15 protein-coding genes are annotated in these 18,687 nt (G+C 45.1%); 12 read left to right on the plus strand and 3 right to left on the minus strand.

Features of this window, described 5'->3' with window-relative positions:
- Nucleotides 1–236: 236 nt before the first annotated feature.
- Entirely contained in the window at nucleotides 237–776 is a 540-nt protein-coding gene (gene sodC / locus KO501_RS10030) for a superoxide dismutase family protein (RefSeq protein ID WP_216029536.1), read from the plus strand.
- A gap of 80 nt (nucleotides 777–856) precedes the next feature.
- On the opposite strand, the gene KO501_RS10035 is transcribed toward sodC, so the two are convergent.
- Nucleotides 857–1,588: a glutaredoxin gene (locus KO501_RS10035; protein WP_216029537.1), complete on the minus strand. Its 732-nt coding sequence runs from the start codon at nucleotides 1,586–1,588 to the stop codon at nucleotides 857–859.
- Between the two features lie 314 nt (nucleotides 1,589–1,902).
- Between KO501_RS10035 and KO501_RS10040 the strand changes: the two genes are divergently transcribed.
- Both KO501_RS10040 and KO501_RS10045 read left to right on the plus strand, forming a co-directional pair.
- A complete protein-coding gene (locus tag KO501_RS10040) occupies nucleotides 1,903–2,301 on the plus strand; it encodes an ion channel (RefSeq protein ID WP_216029538.1) in 399 nt (132 codons plus the stop codon).
- 797 nt (nucleotides 2,302–3,098) lie between these two features.
- The gene (locus KO501_RS10045; protein ID WP_216029539.1) at nucleotides 3,099–3,329 is read left to right on the plus strand and encodes a hypothetical protein; all 231 of its coding nucleotides are present in this window, start codon (nucleotides 3,099–3,101) and stop codon (nucleotides 3,327–3,329) included.
- A gap of 344 nt (nucleotides 3,330–3,673) precedes the next feature.
- Here KO501_RS10045 and KO501_RS10050 read toward each other — a convergent pair whose 3' ends face one another.
- Nucleotides 3,674–5,221, minus strand: coding sequence for a sulfatase-like hydrolase/transferase (locus KO501_RS10050; RefSeq protein WP_252728320.1), 1,548 nt, complete (start codon nucleotides 5,219–5,221; stop codon nucleotides 3,674–3,676).
- 465 nt (nucleotides 5,222–5,686) lie between these two features.
- On the opposite strand from KO501_RS10050, the gene KO501_RS10055 reads away from it, so the two are divergent.
- The 3 genes from KO501_RS10055 (at nucleotide 5,687) to KO501_RS10065 (ending at nucleotide 10,364) form a co-directional block, all read left to right on the plus strand.
- Nucleotides 5,687–7,969, plus strand: a complete 2,283-nt coding sequence (locus KO501_RS10055) for a TonB-dependent receptor (RefSeq protein ID WP_216029540.1) — start codon at nucleotides 5,687–5,689, stop codon at nucleotides 7,967–7,969.
- A gap of 2 nt (nucleotides 7,970–7,971) precedes the next feature.
- Nucleotides 7,972–9,228, plus strand: a complete 1,257-nt coding sequence (locus KO501_RS10060; RefSeq protein ID WP_216029541.1) for a PepSY domain-containing protein — start codon at nucleotides 7,972–7,974, stop codon at nucleotides 9,226–9,228.
- 179 nt (nucleotides 9,229–9,407) lie between these two features.
- Entirely contained in the window at nucleotides 9,408–10,364 is a 957-nt protein-coding gene (locus tag KO501_RS10065; RefSeq protein WP_252728349.1) for an alpha/beta hydrolase, read from the plus strand.
- A gap of 23 nt (nucleotides 10,365–10,387) precedes the next feature.
- Here KO501_RS10065 and leuA read toward each other — a convergent pair whose 3' ends face one another.
- Nucleotides 10,388–12,055 carry a 2-isopropylmalate synthase gene (gene leuA / locus KO501_RS10070; protein WP_216029543.1) on the minus strand — a complete coding sequence of 556 codons (1,668 nt, stop codon included), beginning with the start codon at nucleotides 12,053–12,055 and terminating at the stop codon, nucleotides 10,388–10,390.
- A 155-nt stretch (nucleotides 12,056–12,210) separates the two neighbouring features.
- Between leuA and KO501_RS10075 the strand changes: the two genes are divergently transcribed.
- The 6 genes from KO501_RS10075 (at nucleotide 12,211) to KO501_RS10100 (ending at nucleotide 18,395) form a co-directional block, all read left to right on the plus strand.
- On the plus strand, nucleotides 12,211–12,672 hold the full coding sequence (locus KO501_RS10075; protein ID WP_216029544.1) for an Lrp/AsnC family transcriptional regulator: 462 nt from the start codon (nucleotides 12,211–12,213) through the stop codon (nucleotides 12,670–12,672).
- A gap of 159 nt (nucleotides 12,673–12,831) precedes the next feature.
- Nucleotides 12,832–13,035 carry a hypothetical protein gene (locus tag KO501_RS10080; RefSeq protein WP_216029545.1) on the plus strand — a complete coding sequence of 68 codons (204 nt, stop codon included), beginning with the start codon at nucleotides 12,832–12,834 and terminating at the stop codon, nucleotides 13,033–13,035.
- Between the two features lie 238 nt (nucleotides 13,036–13,273).
- A complete protein-coding gene (locus KO501_RS10085) occupies nucleotides 13,274–14,728 on the plus strand; it encodes a mannitol dehydrogenase family protein (RefSeq protein ID WP_216029546.1) in 1,455 nt (484 codons plus the stop codon).
- A gap of 10 nt (nucleotides 14,729–14,738) precedes the next feature.
- Complete coding sequence (gene uxuA / locus KO501_RS10090; RefSeq protein ID WP_216029547.1) at nucleotides 14,739–15,935, plus strand: mannonate dehydratase; 1,197 nt, start codon at nucleotides 14,739–14,741, stop codon at nucleotides 15,933–15,935.
- 32 nt (nucleotides 15,936–15,967) lie between these two features.
- Nucleotides 15,968–17,203, plus strand: coding sequence for an Nramp family divalent metal transporter (locus KO501_RS10095; RefSeq protein ID WP_216029548.1), 1,236 nt, complete (start codon nucleotides 15,968–15,970; stop codon nucleotides 17,201–17,203).
- Between the two features lie 109 nt (nucleotides 17,204–17,312).
- Nucleotides 17,313–18,395, plus strand: a complete 1,083-nt coding sequence (locus tag KO501_RS10100; protein ID WP_216029549.1) for a class I mannose-6-phosphate isomerase — start codon at nucleotides 17,313–17,315, stop codon at nucleotides 18,393–18,395.
- The last annotated feature ends 292 nt before the right edge of the window (nucleotides 18,396–18,687 follow it).

The raw sequence follows: 18,687 nt of genomic DNA on the forward strand, positions 1-18,687 counted from the left end.
CCTCACTCCTTTTGCGTAATATTTTCAATTAACCTGTTAAAGAGAAGCGATAGCTTGGCTTTGTCGTGCCTGATATATTTGCGGCATATTGCCTTAGCCCATAGCGAACAAGGGGTGTGGAGGTTTATAGATTGTTGGTGTGGTTCGTGCTCCTTTCTTAACAACGGCAAACATTGCAGTAAGGTTTTGCCGGCTTATTACAGTTACATGTAGATCTAAAAAAGAAGGAGAACACCATGAAACGCTTTAGTTTACCTGCCTTAGTAGGCGCGGTATCTCTTGCCCTTAGTACGGCCAGTTTCGCGGAGCATCACAACGAAAATGCGGTGATCATGAAAAATCTCAAAACCGATGAAACCATAGGCACCATTTTAGTTAAAGACGTCGACGACGATGGTGTTGTCTTTACGCCAGATTTGTCAGGCTTAACACCAGGCATACACGGTTTTCATATTCACCAGAACGGCGATTGCTCATCTGCCATGAAAGACGGTGAAAAAGTGTTAGGTGGTGCTGCCGGCGGGCATTTCGACCCAGAAAACACCGGTGAACATAATGTGCCTTGGTCGGAAGATGGCCACGAAGGCGACTTGCCCACCTTATTTGTGGCTGAGGATGGCACAGCTACCCACCCGGTTTTTGCCCCAGAACTGGAACGGGAAGATATTGAAGGTAAAGCAATCATTATTCACGCCGGTGGCGACAACTATTCAGATACGCCTAACAAGCTGGGCGGTGGCGGTGCGCGCGTGGCGTGCGGTGTTATTGCAAAATAAGTGTTGTTAGTAAAAAGCTCTTAAAAAAAGCGGCTAGTTAGCCGCTTTTTTTGTTGTTGGAGGTTCCGTTAAATGAGTACCTATATGGCAAACATCAGCAGGGCACCTGCTATCATAAAGAGGTTTTCAGACAAGGACACAAACCCCAACGGCACATTGCTGTCGCCACCTACACAGGCGCAAGTTAATTCACGTTTATCAATGTATACCGCTTTTACTACCGAAATAGCGCCCACCGTACCAATAAATAAGGAAAATGGTGCTACTGCAAGGGCGGGTAATTGCGCCACCATGGCAATACCTGCATAGGCTTCAATAAACGGGTAAATATAACCGTAGCGTAGCCATTTCATTGCCAGTAAATCGTAAGTAATAAACGATGAGGTAAAGCTGTAGAGATCTTTGAGTTTTTGTACCGCCAGCAAAGTCATAGAAAACGCGATAAATAGCATAAGTGTGCGCAGCGAAATATAACTACCGGCCACGGCAAACTGAAATGCCAACGAAAGTGCTAGAGCCACCGAAAATATAGCGATGACCGGGGTATAAGTGGTGCCTGTTTGGCCTGCTTTGTCTTTGCCAAAATATTCACGTAGTTCGTCGTAGCCACCAATGCGTTTATCATCAATAAAAGTTTGGGGGGTCGTTTCAACCTTGTATTGGGCTTTAAAATTATCGGTTTGTTCTCTATTCGTTAAGGGATGATCGTCAACGGTATACCCTTTGCGTTCAAGTAAATCTTTCGAGCGCAGTCCATAAGGGCAAATATGGTCATTGGTTACCATTCTGTAAAGTTTTGCTGTTTTGTTCATATTCAAACCTTCCTCGATATTTTCGCTGCTCGCGTGAAAACGCCGGTGGTTGGCACGGTATTCACCCCGCGCTTCCCCTTACGATTTTTTGGGCCACGTTTTCGCTAAACCAAATTGAGGTATCTGCGTAGGTATAAACAACATCTAAAAAATAATGTGATGTAAAGAGTAACTGTGGATGTCGCCAATAGTTAAACCCGCTTATGTAACTTTTACTTATTTGACACGCCTTCCATGAGATATTTGCTTGTTTGATTTAGTGAAAGCTTAGCTAACGGGGGAGTTACAATATTCATACCGATGGAGCAGAAATTATGATTTTAGCATGGTTAATTTCCATAGTTACGTTGGTCTTTGGGGTGTTTTTACACCTTGTCAATATTTCATATCTTGCAGAAAAAATAATGGTGAAAACCAGTAAGCAAATGGTAGTTACACCTTGCGTGGTATTGATTGCAGTAATAAGCCAAATAATTATTGCAGGGCTATTTATGTGTAGCTATTTACTGGGGATTAGTCTCGGTTTGGGGGGCTTTAAGGAGTTAAGCACAGTAACAGATATCTTTTATTTTTCCTTAACCACAATTACAACGTTAGGCTTAGGCAGTGTAGAGCCTACGGGGCATTTACGTATGCTGGCTGGGGTGGAATCTGCCACCGGCTTTTTGCTAATTAGTTGTTCGGCACAAAAGGTGTTTAGCACCATTAAATAACGTTTTTTTTACACCGAAAGGATTTATTAATAGGCGTTTACTGCAAAAATTACTGAGATTGTCACAGCATTAATAATAGAGTGTTTTTCAAGAACTGAATTCTCACTCTTTCAAGCTAAAGTAATAATGATCTAATTTATGAGAATTCTAATTTTTGTAAACTGGCCAACCGATCTGATGACATTCAGGCCCAATCATCGGATTTCATTGTTTAGCGTTTTACCTTAGCCCTCGTTTTGCGGTCAGCCATAAGTATCTAGCTTGTATTCACGAAGGCTAAGCCTTGATATTTGGAACGTCCATTTTGCCGAATGGCCGCTCCGTGTTTTTTCTGGGTTTGCAAAGCTGCGTTGCCGTGGGTTAGCATTTTGGGGATGAATATATCGGTCAGTAGACGAAAGGGTTGCACTGCATATCTGAAAGAGAAATAGCCTATTCAGTGAGGCACGCCTGCTCCTTTACCCAATCTTCCAAAAACTCATCTGAGCCAATATTCATTTGAATACCCATTTCTTCACGTTTGTCTGATATTTCACTGTAGACAATTTAGCCTACTTTTTATTTCATAAGAGTACGTAGGGCTAGTAATTAAGAATCTATTGATTATTTGAGTAACTCTTTCATCCCTATCAAGAGAGGCTGCATTAAGTAGGCTTTCTTTTCTCGTAAACGCTCCGAATCAAAACTTAACGGCGGCAGATCCCATCCTATGTACAGTTTTGCTAGGTTCTATTCTGATGCATTTTAAAGAAGAAGCATGGGTTGTTATGAATCTTTTAAATCACTGGAGTATAACTATGCAAACTTTAACAACAGTTGAAATGCAAAGCGTAAGTGGTGGCAGTGATACTATCGCTTGGGGAATCCCTGGCGCGAGTTGGGGGCGATGGGTCGGTCTTGCTGGGTTAGCGGTTGGCGCGTCTGTTGGAGCTGTAGGCGGACCTGCAGGCATACTAATAGGTGGTTTAATAGGTGGAATGTTAGGTACTTTAGGAGGTACTTATTCCGCTTTAGCTATGTATACCTAATTTGGCATGATAATGTTCAAGCCTCTTTTCAAAGTCTGTGCAATTGGCGCGATTGCAGGTTTTAGCAGCTTTCTGCCTATACCTACCATAGTCAAAGCCGCTATTGTTATTTTTGCATTTATTGCGTTATTTTTTCTTAAGATAGAAAAAGATGATGAATAAAAAGGCAGCGCTAAAAGTAAAGTGTAACTCACTATTGGAGTGACAAAGTCAATTTGGCCGCCTAACAAGAAATGCTAGATGTTTTGCATAGCAATGTCTTTGCCCTTACGACAAAGCAAACAAATAGGTTGGTTTAATCCAAATAATGCAGAGAACCTTTCTCTGCATTATGTGCGCTTAACCTACTGCCACATGGCTTTCTCACGTAAACGCTCAGATCCAAAATTCAATGGCGGCTGATCCCATACATGTTTACCGTCGTGTTCGGGGGTCGAGTAAGTGGCAAAATGGGTTTCTAAGGCCGAAATCAGCAACGTTTGTACAGCTTCTCGGGGTGGTGTTGAGATATAACGCTCACCCATGGGGTGGCTTAAGTCGTACCAGTTATCAATGGGGGTTTGATCTTTTTTGTAGTAACGCACCAATTTCCAGTGGCCATTAGTTACCATACGCCCGTTGCCCCGTTCTGAAAATTGTAAGTTGCGCCAGTTTACTTCCCGTTTACCCAATAATAAGGGACGAAGGGTTGCGCCAGGGCCGCCGGTTTCCTGCGGCGTTTCGTCCTTTTTAGCCGCAAAATCTAAAATGGTTTTATTTAAGTCCAGCAAGTCTACAAACTCGCCCCGTACCTGCCGGGGTTGAACAAGGTCCGCAGGCCCTTTCACAATAAAGGGCACACGTATGGTTTCTTCGTAAAAATTATACGGGAAGGTGGCATTAACCTTTCCGTACACGCCATATTGCCCCATTAAAAGCCCATGGTCAGACAAAAAGATGAGCACCGTGTTGTCGGCAAGGCCTCGGCTATCGATGGCATCCAACAGGCGGCCTATATTGTCATCAATTAACGATACGCCCGCTAAATACTGGGCTAACCGTTCTTCATGATCTTCTGGCACCAAGTTGTAATCGGTATTTTTTAGTAAATCTGAACTGCCGCCTTTGGCTATCATTTTTTGTGCAATGGGGCGGTATCGGTCAACCAAGCGTTCGGGAAAGTCGTCAAAAGGAAAATGGGGTTCGGTATAGTTTAAATTAATGAAAAAGGGCTGGTCGCCACTGCTATCCATAAATTTAACTGCTTCTTCCGTTAGGTAACGGGACTGGGTACCAGGTAAAACCACTTTTTCGCCATCAATATTCCAGTGTACCTCGCCCATGTGAATGTAAGAGTTAACCCAAGATTGTTCGGTGTAAGAGTTATGGGAAAACCAGCGGTCATAACCTCTTACCGGCGGATTTTCAAATTCTTCTGTGGCATGCCATTTCCCTAACATGGCGGTTTTATAGCCTTCCTGTTGTAAACGTTGCCCAAGGGTGGTTTCACCTTTTAACCATTCAGGATTATCTTGGCCAGAGCTAAGAAAGTCATACACACCGTGCTGAGAGGGCGTTTTACCGGTTTGAAAGCTGGCTCGAGCGGCAGAGCACACCGGTGCTGGGGTCATGGCATTTTCAAACATTACGCCGGTTTTGGCCATGTAATCTAAATTAGGCGTTTGCACTGCCTCATTACCGTATGCGCCTACCGTCCACTGACCTTGATCGTCGGTCATAACAACGATGATATTTGGTTGCACTTGGGATGCCATATTTTGTTCGATTTTCGCGGTATCCGACCCATCCATTTTCGCCGGGTCAATCGCCCCGTAACTGTTTGCAGACAGCGTTAATCCCAATGCGCTAGACAATACTGCATAGCCTATTTTTACCCGTGTTAGTGTATTCATAATCACCGTGTTGTTTTTATTTTAGATACAATCTGAGCCACTAAATAAGGGCGTCAAAAAAGTGCGGAAGGGTAGAACTGTTTTAGGCAAGTTACCGATAAACGAGGCTTTTTAAGCTCTTTTTTCTTTCTTGTAACAGATTCGGCGGCCAACTTATACAGAAATTTTACCCCCGTGGGTTTAATCGCAGGTTTTTCGCTAGCACTGGCAACCTAAGCTTCAGTCATTATCAAGCACCTATAAGGTTAATGTAGGTGGGCTTGTTCATTGTTTTCATTCTGAGGGCGTTGGCATTATCCATGGTAACAAACGCAATATACCACTGCCGCCTGATAATCCTCATTCAAAAAGCTTAAGCTAAAAACAGGCGTGTTTGTGTATACAGGCGCGTCAATTTGTCGCATTGAACCGCCGCGACATTTTCTAAATACTACCCCCCCTTTTTTGTCTGACCCCACTTTATTAATGAAAAAATTTAACGTTGCTGCATCATGGATGGCTTTGTTGCCGTTTAGTTTTCAGGTATTTGCTTCTACAGATGAAATGCCCGCCGACGATGACATAGAAAATGTTGTTATTTGGAGTTCCGGAAGTCTTTCCCAAGAGCAAGGTGTTTCCCCTAGTTCTCATCTTACCCCTTCTGATTTAGAAGCCGCGAATCTGGTAACCACCGAAGATCTCGTGAAATATCAGCCAAGCCTTACTATTCGTCGCCGGTATATTGGTGACGCTAACGGTACCTTAGGTATTCGTAGTGCTAACATGTTTCAAACCAGTCGTTCCATGGTGTTTGCCGATGGGGTGCCCTTACACTATCTTTTGCAGTCTCGTTGGAGCGGTGCGCCGCGCTGGACAATGGTGTCAGCCAGCGAAATTGCCGATGTAGAAGTGATTTATGGGCCTTTTGATGCCCAATATAGTGGTAATGCCATGGGTGGTGTGGTGCGCATAGAAACGGCTATTCCCCAAGAAGCAGAATTGCATGTGGATGCCACGGTATTTCAGCAACAGTTTGATGCGTATGGTTACGACGATTCGCTAACAGGTAACAAAAGCTTTATTTCCGCCGGCAATAAATACGGTAACACCAGCGTTTATGTGTCTTATAACCACCTAAATAACGTTTCTCAGCCACAAAGTTATTACTATGGTGCCGTATCCGAGGTGACTGCCGACAGCCAAGAGGTAAGCGGTGCGTTAGAGGGGGATAACCAGTATGGCGAATCCCAATTATTCTTTGGTGATACCGGCCCGGTAGAAGAAACCACCGATAACGTTAAGTTGAAGTTAGGTCACGAATGGAACCAATGGTTTGCGTTATTAAATGTGGCTTATGAAGACCGTAATAGTGACAAAAAAAGCCCCAATAGTTATGTCAAAAATGCCGATGGCCAGTTGGTATACAGTGGCGATGTGGTGCAAGATGGTACCGCTTTTACCATTGCCGGTTCGCGATTTTCTGTCAGCGAGTTAGAGCGTAAAAGCTTGTCTGTGGGGTTGCGTGTGCGAGGTGACATTAATGACAGAACCGCGCTAGAAGCCAATGTAAATCACTTTGCTATTCTCAAAGATCAGCAAGGGACTTCACAATATAATCCCAATTCCTCCTTGTACGATGGTTCAGGTCAAATTGCCGATTATGATGATTCAGGCTGGTTTACTGGCGGAATAAAGTTAACCATGATGCCAGATGTTGGCGCCGATATTAGCGTAATTTCAGGGGTGGATTTTGCATCCTACGAGTTAAATTATAATTTGTACGACAGCGATCATTACGCTTATAAAGATAACGCAGAACTAACCAGTACCAGTGGGGGAAAAACCGAAACCAAAGCCTTGTACAGTCAGCTAGATTGGTATGCCACCCCTCAGTGGACGGTGAATGCCGGTCTTCGTTATGAGATGTTCGACAGCTTTGGCGGTTATTACTCCACTATTGAAAGTGGCGTAGTGGAAGAAACGGATGTGCCCACCACCACTCAGCGCAAGTTTTCGCCTAAACTTAGCGTCAGTTATTTACCCGACGAAAATTGGCAAATACGCTACTCGTGGGCCAAGGCCTATCGCTTTCCCATTGTGGAAGAGCTATTTAGCCAATACAAAGCTTACAACAGTGTGAGTGTGTCTAATGCATCACTCCTTCCTGAAGATGGCTTACATCATAATTTAATGGTGCAGCGAAACCTCTCCGATGGCTTACTACGGGTTAATTTATTTGTAGATAACATCCGTAATGTTATTGAATCTCAGTCTACGACATTAGCTGGTGGTCAAAGCTTATCCACATTCATTCCCATCGATAAAGTGTTAACCAAAGGGGCGGAGTTTATTGCCAATCAGGACAATTGGTTGCTAGACGGCATGAATGTGAAGCTTAACGTTACCTACACCCACTCAGAAATAGAAGAAAATGCAGCCAATGAGTTACTCGTGGGCAATGACTACCCGCGTATTCCCCATTGGCGAGGTAATTTGTTACTCGATTACAACGCTACTGAAAACCTCACCCTAGGGGTAAGTGTACAGTATGCCAGTAACAGTTATGGCACCTTAACCAACACCGATCACGCCAGTAACGTGTATGGCGCAATTGATAGTTATACCTGGCTTGGGGTTAGCTCTCGCTATAAGTGGAATGAACATCTACAGTTTCGCTTTGGCATTGACAACCTAGCTAACGACATTGCTTACGTGGCCCACCCGTATCCCGGTAGAACCGCGTACCTTTCCTTCGAGTACGACATGTAATTATGACTACAAGCAGGCATTTTCATCAGGCGGTATGGCGCTGGCACTTTTACGCGGGGATATTTTGTATTCCCTTTATTCTAGTGCTGGCGGTATCTGGCGCGGTGTACCTATTTAAACCGCAACTGGATAATTGGCAAGAACGGCACTATATCGTAGAGCCACAGGGGCAACCCCGGGCCGATGCGTCGCAACAACTACAGGCGGCGCTAACGGCGTTACCCGGTAGTCGTTTTGTGACCTATCGCCTGCCTCAGTCTCCTCGTGAAGCGGTTCAGATTGCCGTGCAGTATCAAGGGGCCAAATGGCTGGTCTATGTGGATCCTTACTCGCTACATGTATTGGATACCCGTTCAGATAACTCGTTTATTAGTCAGTGGTTTAAAACCTTACATGGCGAGCTGCTGGTGGGAGACAACGGCGCGATATTAGTCGAATTAGCAGGTAACTGGGCCATTGTACTTGTGCTTACCGGCTTATTACTTTGGTGGCCAAAGAAGTGGCGTAAAGGCGTGGGCGCCCTGCGCTTTAAAATGGCGTCCACAGGACGCCGATTTTGGCTGGATTTCCATAAAGTGGTGGGGGCTTGGCTGCTTGTTTTTATCCTGTTTTTTCTTATATCTGGGTTGCCGTGGACAACGGTATGGGGCAGTGCATTTAAACAGGTAAGAACCTGGTATGCCCAGCAACAGGTAGAACAAGACTGGACTACCGGGCCGGCCAGTAAACGGAAGGTGTGGGGAGCCATGATTAGTGATACCCAGACCCTGCCAGCCCATGTGCTGAATAACGCCACCGCACTTCAATTGCCATACCCCACTTATTTATCGGTTGCTGATCACAGCAAACAAGAATGGAAAGTGGATTCTATGGTACAAAATCGACCTAAACGGGAAACCGTTTGGTTAGATAACGAGGGAAGGGTACTTGAACGGCGCACCTTTGAAGACAAAGCCCGTTTAGATCGTATTATTGGCTATGCCATTGCCGCTCACGAAGGCCATTTGTTTGGTTGGTTTAACCAATTGTTAGGAGTAACAACGGCATTAGGGCTTATTGTACTTAGTATCAGTGGGCTATATATGTGGTTAGTGCGCCGTCCTGAAGGTCAACTTGGCGCGCCGCCGCGCACGCAAGTCCATGGCGGGGTGATCACCGGGCTAATTATTCTAGCTATGCTGCTGCCGTTATTTGCCTTGTCGTTAATTGCAATTTGGTTTTTGGAACGGTGGGTATTTAAAGCTAAGGCGAGTGCTTAAGTATTTAGGGAAATAAGGTAAACCCTATGGGTAGGTCAACGAACCGCTGATTTTAACTTTCTGCCTGATCTTTTGGTCTTGTGGTGGAGTCATGGTGTAAAAAGGGTTTTATATTTTATTTAAAATACTTTTTGGGAGATTCCATGAAACGTATTATGTGTTTTCTTAGCGTGTTTTTAATGCAGTGCATTGGCGTTGCCCACGCCGCTGAGGTGCCCGCTTATGATAAACGTCTGACGTCCTTGTCTTACCCTTTTGAGGTCAACACCTTTCGTCTGTCCTCACAAGGGGAGGATTTATCTATGGCCTATATGTATTTAAAACCCGACGAAGGTAAGCCCGTAGTAACGCTGTTACATGGCAAAAATTTCAATGGCGCATATTGGCAACAAACCGCTGAATTACTTCATAGCCAGGGATACGGTGTACTTATCCCCGATCAAATCGGTTTTGGTAAATCCTCTAAACCCACCCACTATCAATACAGTTTTGCCGTGTTAGCGAACAACACTCGCCAATTAATGGCATCTTTGAACATTCAGCACAGTATTATTGTTGGGCATTCGATGGGCGGTATGGTCGCCACCCGTTTTACGTTGTTGTTTCCCCAAATAAGTGAAAAACTGGTCCTTGTTAACCCCATTGGATTAGAAAACTACCTGCTTTATGAAACCTACACCGATATCGAAACTGTGTATCAAAGCGAGTTGAAAAAACAACCTGAGATGATTGTGAATTATCAGAAAAAGAACTATTACGATGGCAAGTGGAATGACGACTTTGCTCGCCATGCGGCGTTTTTGCAAGGTTGGATTAAAGGGCCTGATTGGCAGCAACTTGCCCGGGTTAATGCGTTGACTTACGACATGATTTTCACCCAACCGGTGATCGAAGAATTTGGCAATATCCAGGTGCCTACCACGTTGATTTTAGGTACCCGAGATCGTACGGCGCCAGGGCGGGCAAACAAACGGGCCGATGTTCAGCGTGAACTTGGTCGCTATGACAAGCTAGGCGATGAAGTGAAGCAAAGAAATAGCCGTATTTCGGTCGTAGAGTTGAGTGGGTTAGGGCATCTTCCTCAAATCGAAGATTTCAACCGGTTTAAAGGGCCTTTTTTAGACGCTATCCAGTAAACCGGTTGAGTGTAAGGGGCCGTTTAGGCCTCTTGGATCACGGTGCTGCCTATTCCCCTTAGCATGGCTTTTAAGGCTGCCGTCATAATGTTGCTGTCTTTAGCCACGCCAAAGCGGGTACCTTGCGAGGCGGTTTTCATTTCTAAATAACAGACCGCCGATACCCCAGAGCCTTCCCCCAAGCTATGTTCGTGATAGTCAATGACCTCTACGGTTTCACCAACAAGTTTACTTATGGCATTGGCCGCGGCGTCAATAGGGCCGTTGCCAGTACCTTTTAGCGCAATTGGCTCATCATCAACCACAACGTCAATAGTAATGTGTTGTTGATTGTCTTGTGTAGTGCGTAGTTCACTCACTCGGTATTCTATACCTTGGGGCGCGGTAAGGTAGGTTTGTTCAAACAACGCGACAATATCAGACGCATTCATTTCTTTGCCTGTGGTGTCGTTGCGCTGTTGCACAACACGGCTAAATTCAATTTGTAATTTGCGGGGTAATTGCAAGCCAGTTTCGCGGTTTAACAAGAAGCTAACGCCGCCTTTCCCCGATTGACTGTTTACCCGTACTACCGCATCGTAGTTGCGCCCAACATCGGCAGGATCCACCGGTAAATAGGGCACTTGCCAAATCCCATCAGGTTGCTGCACCGCCAGCCCTTTTTTAATAGCATCTTGGTGCGAGCCAGAAAAGGCGGTATAAACCAGCTCGCCAGCATAAGGATGACGGGGATGAACAGGCAACTGATTGCACTCTTCTACTAACTTTCTTACCTGATCGATTTGCGAAAAATCCAGATTCGGCTGTACCCCTTGGGTATACAGGTTCATGGCCAAGGTAACAAGATCCACATTACCGGTGCGTTCACCATTGCCAAATAAGCAGCCTTCTACCCGATCCGCGCCCGCCATAACGGCAAGCTCTGCTGCGGCCACGGCGGTGCCTCTGTCATTGTGGGGGTGAACACTTAGCACGATATGTTCCCGCTGGGCTAAATGTCGATGCATCCATTCAATTTGGTCGGCATAGGTATTGGGAGTATTCATTTCTACCGTCGCCGGTAAATTGATGATGATTTTGTTTTCGACGGTAGGTTGCCAAACCGCGACTACGGCATCACACACTTCCTTGGCAAACTCGATTTCGGTGCTGGAAAACACTTCCGGCGAATACTGATAGGTCCAATTTACCTCTGGTGCTTGCGCTGTCAGTGTTTTCACCCAGGTTGTGCCCTGAGTGGCGATTTCCTTCACACCGGCCTTGTCCTTCTTATACACAATTTCCCGGAAAGCCGGGGCAATGGGATTATACATATGCAAGATGGCTTGCTTGGCACCCCGTAAACTTTCCACCGTGCGTTCAATTAAGTCATAGCGGGCCTGGACTAATACTTCTATGGTCACATCATCAGGGATGTGGTTTTCTTCAATCAGTAAGCGCACAAAGGAAAAATCGATATCCGAAGCAGACGGAAACCCCACTTCAATTTGCTTAAAGCCTATTTCAACGAGCTTTTTAAAAAAGCGCAATTTGGTTTCAATGGACATGGGATCGATCAGCGCTTGATTGCCGTCTCGTAGATCCGTACTCATCCAAATGGGTGCGCAGTCAATGTGCTTATTCGGCCACTGTCTGTCTGGTAATTTTACGCCTTCAAAGCGCTGATATTTGGTATGAGGTTGAGCAATCATGTTAGGTTCCGCTGCTGTATTAACGATATGTACAAAGCATACCCTGTTTGTATGCATAGATGATTGCGAAGGTATGATAATTTTCTTGGTGCTTAAGCATATTATTGCGCTATAGTTTGTTTTGTTGAAATATACTATTTGTGCAAGGGTGTTTTATGGATTTGGATGGTTACGATAAGAAAATTCTTGAAATAATTCAAAAGCAGGGGCGGATCTCTAACCAAGAGTTAGCCGATGCCATTAATTTGTCTCCTTCACCCTGTTTACGGCGGGTGCGTCAATTAGAAGAAAGCGGTTTGATTGACGGATACGTGGGGATGGTGAATGCTCGAAAACTGGGCCTAACCCTGCTGTCTATTATTCAGATAGTGATGGATAAACATACCCCCGAGCGTTTCGCCACATTTGAAAAAAGCATTGCCCAATGCAAAGAAGTGCTTGAGTGTCATCTTATTACCGGTCAAAGCGCCGATTACGTGCTTAAAGTGATTGTGAAAGATATGGACGACTTCCAGCAGTTTTTATTGCATAAACTCACCCGAATTGATGGGGTAAGCGGAGTGCATTCTTCATTTGTACTGAAATCTCCCGTTAATACCACGGCCTTACCATTGTAAAATCACGCTCCTTTTCAAACGCTTCGGTTTGTTCAAGTTATCTAAGTTGACCTTGTAAGCCACATCAAACGTACAGGTAAGTAAGCAAAGTAAAGTATGTGTCATGCCAATTGCGGGTGACACTTGTGCGTAAATTCGACACTGACTAAGGGGCTAAATATGAAGCAAAATAGTGGCAGCATCGAAAACTACATGGGTTTGAAAACGGCCATCGTCAACGGCGAAACCCAAACAGTGAAAGAAATGTTAGCAGACCAAAGCATGACAGAGATGGAAAAAGGCTATCTTATCGACCTGGCTAAGCTTAGTAATAACCAGGAAATTATTGCCATTCTCAAAGACATCCCACAAACATCAAACTAGCCTAATTCGGCGGCTGGCTAAAATTGGTGAGTAACCTTGGTCTACCGATTTTAGCCATTTTCCGAAAATTATTGTTACCTGCGTCTTGTTAAACTTACTCTGTTTGGTCATAATCGCGATTGTTAATTTAGCGTGATTTGTCTGTTAATTTATTTTTATTGGTCATATCAATTTTTCTATTTCACGCTAAATTTTTGTGCGTTTTTTCCAAATAACCATGAATTTAATGAGGCGGGAAATGGACAGATTATCGCGACAAACGCTAGTAGCCTTGCCTTCCGAAGTAGAAACGCCTAACTACGGGAAAGCCGATATTTCTGCAGGCATTGTGCATTTCGGCGTGGGCAATTTTCACCGTGCTCATCAAGCGGCTTACTTCGATACGCTGCTTAACGCAGGGGAAAAAACCTGGGGAATTGTGGGCGTTTCTATGCGTTCAGCTAGGATGCGTGACAACCTTGCCCCACAAGATTACCTCTATACCCTGGCCGAAGTTGGCGAACAAACCCAACTGCGAGTAGTGGGAGCAATTCAAACAATATTGGTGGCCCCACAAACACCACAAGACGTAATAAATGCTGTCGCCCAAGCGACCACTGAATTGGTTACCACCACCATCACAGAAAAAGGTTATTGTCTTGGCAATGGCAAAGTAGATGACTCCCATCCGGATATTTCTCACGATCTCACCTCTTTAGAGGCACCAAAAACCACTTACGGATTTTTGGCCGCAGCGCTGATAAAACGCCATCAAAGTTCTGGTCAACCTCTGACGATCTTGTGTTGCGATAACCTCAACAGTGGGGGAGAACGGTTACGAGAAGGGGTGGCATTAATGTTAGCAAAGCATGGCCCCGACACCCAACGCTGGGTAAATGAACAAGTCGCTTTTGCCTCCTCAATGGTCGATCGGGTTACCCCCGCCACCGATGACGCTTTAGTTAATCAGTTATCTCCCATGCTGACCGTACACGATGCCGCGCCTGTGTCTGCCGAGCCCTTCACCCAATGGATTATTGAAGATAACTTTGCGGGCAAAAAGCCCCCACTGGAACAAGCTGGCGCGTTGTTTGTTTCCGATATCAGTGCGTTTGAAAAGGTGAAATTGCGCTTTTTAAACGCCAGTCATTCCATGTTAGCCATGATGGGATACCTCATGGGTGATGATTATATTCATGAAGCCGTTGCCCGTCCTTTGTTGGCGCGTTTTGCCGATGAAGCCTTGCGTTTGAATGTATTGCCAGTCACCCATGTCCCGTCAAGTATCAGTGGTGATGCCTATATTGAAGATGTATTTACCCGTTTTCGTAATCACCATTTGCCCTATCGGGTATTGCAAGTAGGCAGTGACAGTTCTCAGAAAATTCAGCAGCGATGGTTCCCCGCTATTGACGATGGGCTTAATCAGCAAGCCGATGTGTCTTACCTTGCCTTTGCGCTAGCAGCATGGGCGTGTTTTGTTGATAAAGCGGTGAAAAATAATGTGCTCAATGATCCGCAAAAAGAGCCCTTAAGCGCCTGGGTTCAACAAGAGTCTGGCGACATAGCCAACCTACTAACCATTGCTGAAGCTAACAAGTTTGGCTTTTATGAACACAAAGGGTTTATGGAGCAAGCCCGAGAATATCAACGCAGCATTGCTGCCTCGGGCATAGAAGCTGCGTTGAAAACCTTTTTTAACTCTTTGAAATAGCGAGTGTATTATGCGTGAGTCATGGAGATGGTTTGGGCCAAACGACCCTGTCACCATTGATGAAATAAGACAAACCGGTGCCACCGACATTGTGAGTGCTTTGCACCATGTGCCGGCGGGAGAGGTATGGACAAAAGAAGAGATTCAGTCTTATAAAAAGGTTATCGAAGCCTGTGAACCCGGCATGGCCCCACTACGCTGGACAGTGGTTGAAAGTATTCCTGTACATGAAGACATTAAATTGGCTCGTCCAGGTCACGAAAAATATGTAGAAAACTGGATCACCAGTATGGAGAACCTAGCAGCTTGTGGGGTGAAAACCATCTGCTATAACTTCATGCCCGTTATCGACTGGACCCGAACCGACTTACAGTATCGATTGCCGAACGGGGCCTATGCCTTGCGCTTCGACCAGCCCAAGTTTGCTGCCTTCGATTTGTTCATTTTACAGCGTGAAAATGCTGAGTGTGAATATAGCGAAGATGAAATCGCACAAGCTAAAAGCGTGTTCGAGAACATGGATGAGGCTCAGCGAGAGCAACTCACCAACAATATTATTGCTGGGCTGCCAGGGCGCATGACCGACAGCTACGGTATCGCAGATTTTCGCGCCATGTTGGCCAACTATAAAGATGTGAGTGCCCAAACCTTAAGAAGTAACCTGTTTTCGTTTTTGGCCAAAGTTCTGCCTCGGGCAGAAGCACTTGGGGTGAAGCTTGCCATACACCCAGATGATCCACCCAGAGACATGCTTGGGTTACCACGAATAGTGTGTACTGCTGCAGATTTAAAGATTCTATTTGAAACCTTACCAAGCCCATCTAACGGTATGACCCTATGTGTTGGTACCTATAGTAGTCGCCCAGACAACGACTTGCCGGCCATGGCGGCTCAGTTTGGTCCTCAGATCCATTTCTCTCATTTACGGGGCGTGTCTCGTGATCCCGAAGAACAGCGTTCGTTCTATGAAGCCAGCCATTTGGACAGCGACGTCGATATGGTGTCTGTGATTGATGCCTTGCTAGCAGAAGAGCGCAGACGTCAGGACGAGCCTGACAGTGAAGAGATTTTTATTCGTCCTGACCATGGCCATCAAATGATGGATGACATTGGTAAAACCGTTAACCCGGGTTATTCCGGCATCGGACGTTTGAAAGGTTTGGCTGAAATTCGTGGTGTGATAAGAGCACTGTCCAAGCGCCTTTGACGGCGCCGAATAAACTATGCGGTACCTGCTTTATGGATAAAATAAATACGATAATAAAACGTCTATTGCCTGGCATTTTTCTATTTGGTTTTACTGTAGGAACGGGCAGTGTTACCGCAATGGCGAAAGCCGGCGCAGATTATGGCATGTCTTTGCTTTGGACCATTCTAATTTCCTGTGCCATTACTTATTTTCTTATTCAACTGTTTGGTAAGTTTACCCTTGTGACGGGGGTGACAGCCTTACAAGCGTTTAAACAACACATTCATCCATCAGTAAGCCTCTTTTTTATTGTTGCACTCACCACCCAAATTTGTGGCAGCGTGATGGGAGTAATGGGTATTTTGGCCGATGTTTGTTATGAGTGGTCAAAAACCTTTGTTGATGGGGGTATCGCTCCGCTTTATTTTGCCATTTTCTTTATTGTATTTGTGTATGTTATTTTTCTTATCGGAAAAGTCGACGTATTCCAAAAAGTGTTGGCAGTCTTTGTGGCCATTATGGCGGTGTGCTTTTTAATTAACTTTATTATGTTAATGCCGCCAGCGCTCACTATTCTTAAAGGCTTGGTGCCAACAGTGCCAGAAACCGGTCCTGATAAAAATGCATTTTTAGTGATTGCCTCTATGGTAGGGACCACGGTGTTTTCAGGTTTGTTTATCTTACGTTCTATTTTGGTTCAAGAGGCAAATTGGACCATGGCTGATTTGCGCACGCAAAAAACCGATGCATTATTCTCAGCCTTTTTGATGTTTGTGGTGAGTGCCTCCATTATGGCGGCTGGTGCCGGCGCTTTGTATGCTAAGGGCATTCAACTTACCCACGTTACACAGATGATCAACTTGTTGGAGCCGTTAGCTGGAGCTGCCGCAGTAACAATTTTTACCCTTGGGCTGATTGCCGCTGGGGTGTCGTCGCAATTTCCTAATGTGGCACTGTTACCTTGGTTGCTAGACGATTACCATCAACGGAAAACCGATTTAACCCGGCCTATTTACCGTCTTATTGCGTTGGCAATCTCTTTGTTAGGGTTGGTCGTACCTATATTTGATGCCAAACCTATCATGGTCATGGTGGCCTCTCAGGCGTTCGGTGCGTTAGTGCTGCCAGCCACAGTGGCCAGTATTTTATACATTGGCAACAAGCGTAGCTTAATGAAAGAACATGCTTTTTCTGCCACCACGAATGGGCTGCTTGTACTGATATTTGGTTTTGCGCTAATTATGAGTTACATGAGTGTTAACGGTATTTTAGATACCCTTTCGTAAGGTAGAACCCAAGGTATTTTTCAACGCCTGATTGCTCAGGCTGTGCATATTGGCCCCTCCTTTGTATGAGAGGGGCCGTATTTTCAATTCAGGCAATGGAAAAGTTAGCATGAATCAAATTATTAAATTCACCGCAAATCGCGTGTGGCGAACTTACCAAGGCGGAAAACTCCTCGATGCCATTGAAGGCAAGGAGACCCCTCGCGATTCTAGTTTCCCAGAAGACTGGATTGGTTCTACGGTGGAAGCGCGAAATGTGGGTCGAGAACATATAAGCGAAGGACTGGCAATGGTGCCCGACGAGTCTGGCACCAAGATTCCGTTTAAAGAGTTGTTGCAAGCAAAGCAGGCTTACTTCTTAGGTGAAGATGAAAACGGTGATCGTGCGCTAGATGATATTCCTCTTGTTAAATATCTCGATAGTTCTACCCGTTTGCATTTTCAAGCCCACCCTACTCGTGAGTTTTCTCAAACTCGTTTAGGCATGCCCCGAGGGAAAACCGAAGCTTACGTTATTTTGCAAACTCGAGAAGACGTAGAAACACCGTATATCTATGCTGGGTTTCAACGTTCCCCAAGCAGAGAGCAGCTAAAAGAATGGATAGAAACGCAAAACATTGCTGCCATCGAAAGCTGTTTTGACAAAATACCCGTTAAACCCGGTGATGTGTTTCTTATTCCAGGTGGACGTCCTCATGCCTTAGGCGAAGGCATTTTAATGCTGGAAATCATGGAGCCTTCAGATCTGGCTGTCCGTTTTGAATTCGAGCGTTGTGGTTACGAAATTCCAGAACAAGCACGGTTTATGGGGCGGGATATTGAAACCGCCCTCGATGTGTTCAATTTTGACCCAGTGGATAAAGAGGAGGTGGATAGCGAATTCCGTTGTCATCCATCGGTGTTGCACCAAGACAGTAACGGCAATGAACTAGAGCTGTTAATCGGCGCTAAAGATACCCCATGCTTTACCGTTCGCAGAGCCACTGTAAATAGTCAATTTCAACGGCAAGAAGCCGCCTTCTTCTATGGCATTGTAACCCAAGGACACGGTGAAATAAGGGTAGGGGATGAAATAACCCAGTTAAAACAATGGGATCGTTTTTTCTGTCCGGCCGGTATCACTGACTTTGAATATCGCTGTCATTCTGAGCAACCCATGTCTGTTCTTGAGTGTTACCCTGGTAATACCTAAGGGGTTAGCCTTACTCTCTTTTCGCCTCCCGCATCCAGTGGGAGGCAATATCACCGTTTTGTCCTACACTTTACTTGCTAGGCTTTTGACACCGCCGTTTAACAGCAGCAAATGCATATATAGGCCTTGGTTTTTTAACCGCTCTTGATGGGTATTTAACCGGTTAATACCGTATGAATATATATACTAACCATTTCGCCTGTCTGTTTTTAGTGAAAGCGTAAATTTTTATATTGTTGATTTTTAATGATTATTTTGGATCTTGTCGCCATTGTCGTTTCTGCTCTAAAAG

Origin of the sequence: Alteromonas sp. C1M14 (assembly GCF_018860965.1) — a bacterium.
Taxonomy (GTDB): domain Bacteria; phylum Pseudomonadota; class Gammaproteobacteria; order Enterobacterales; family Alteromonadaceae; genus Alteromonas.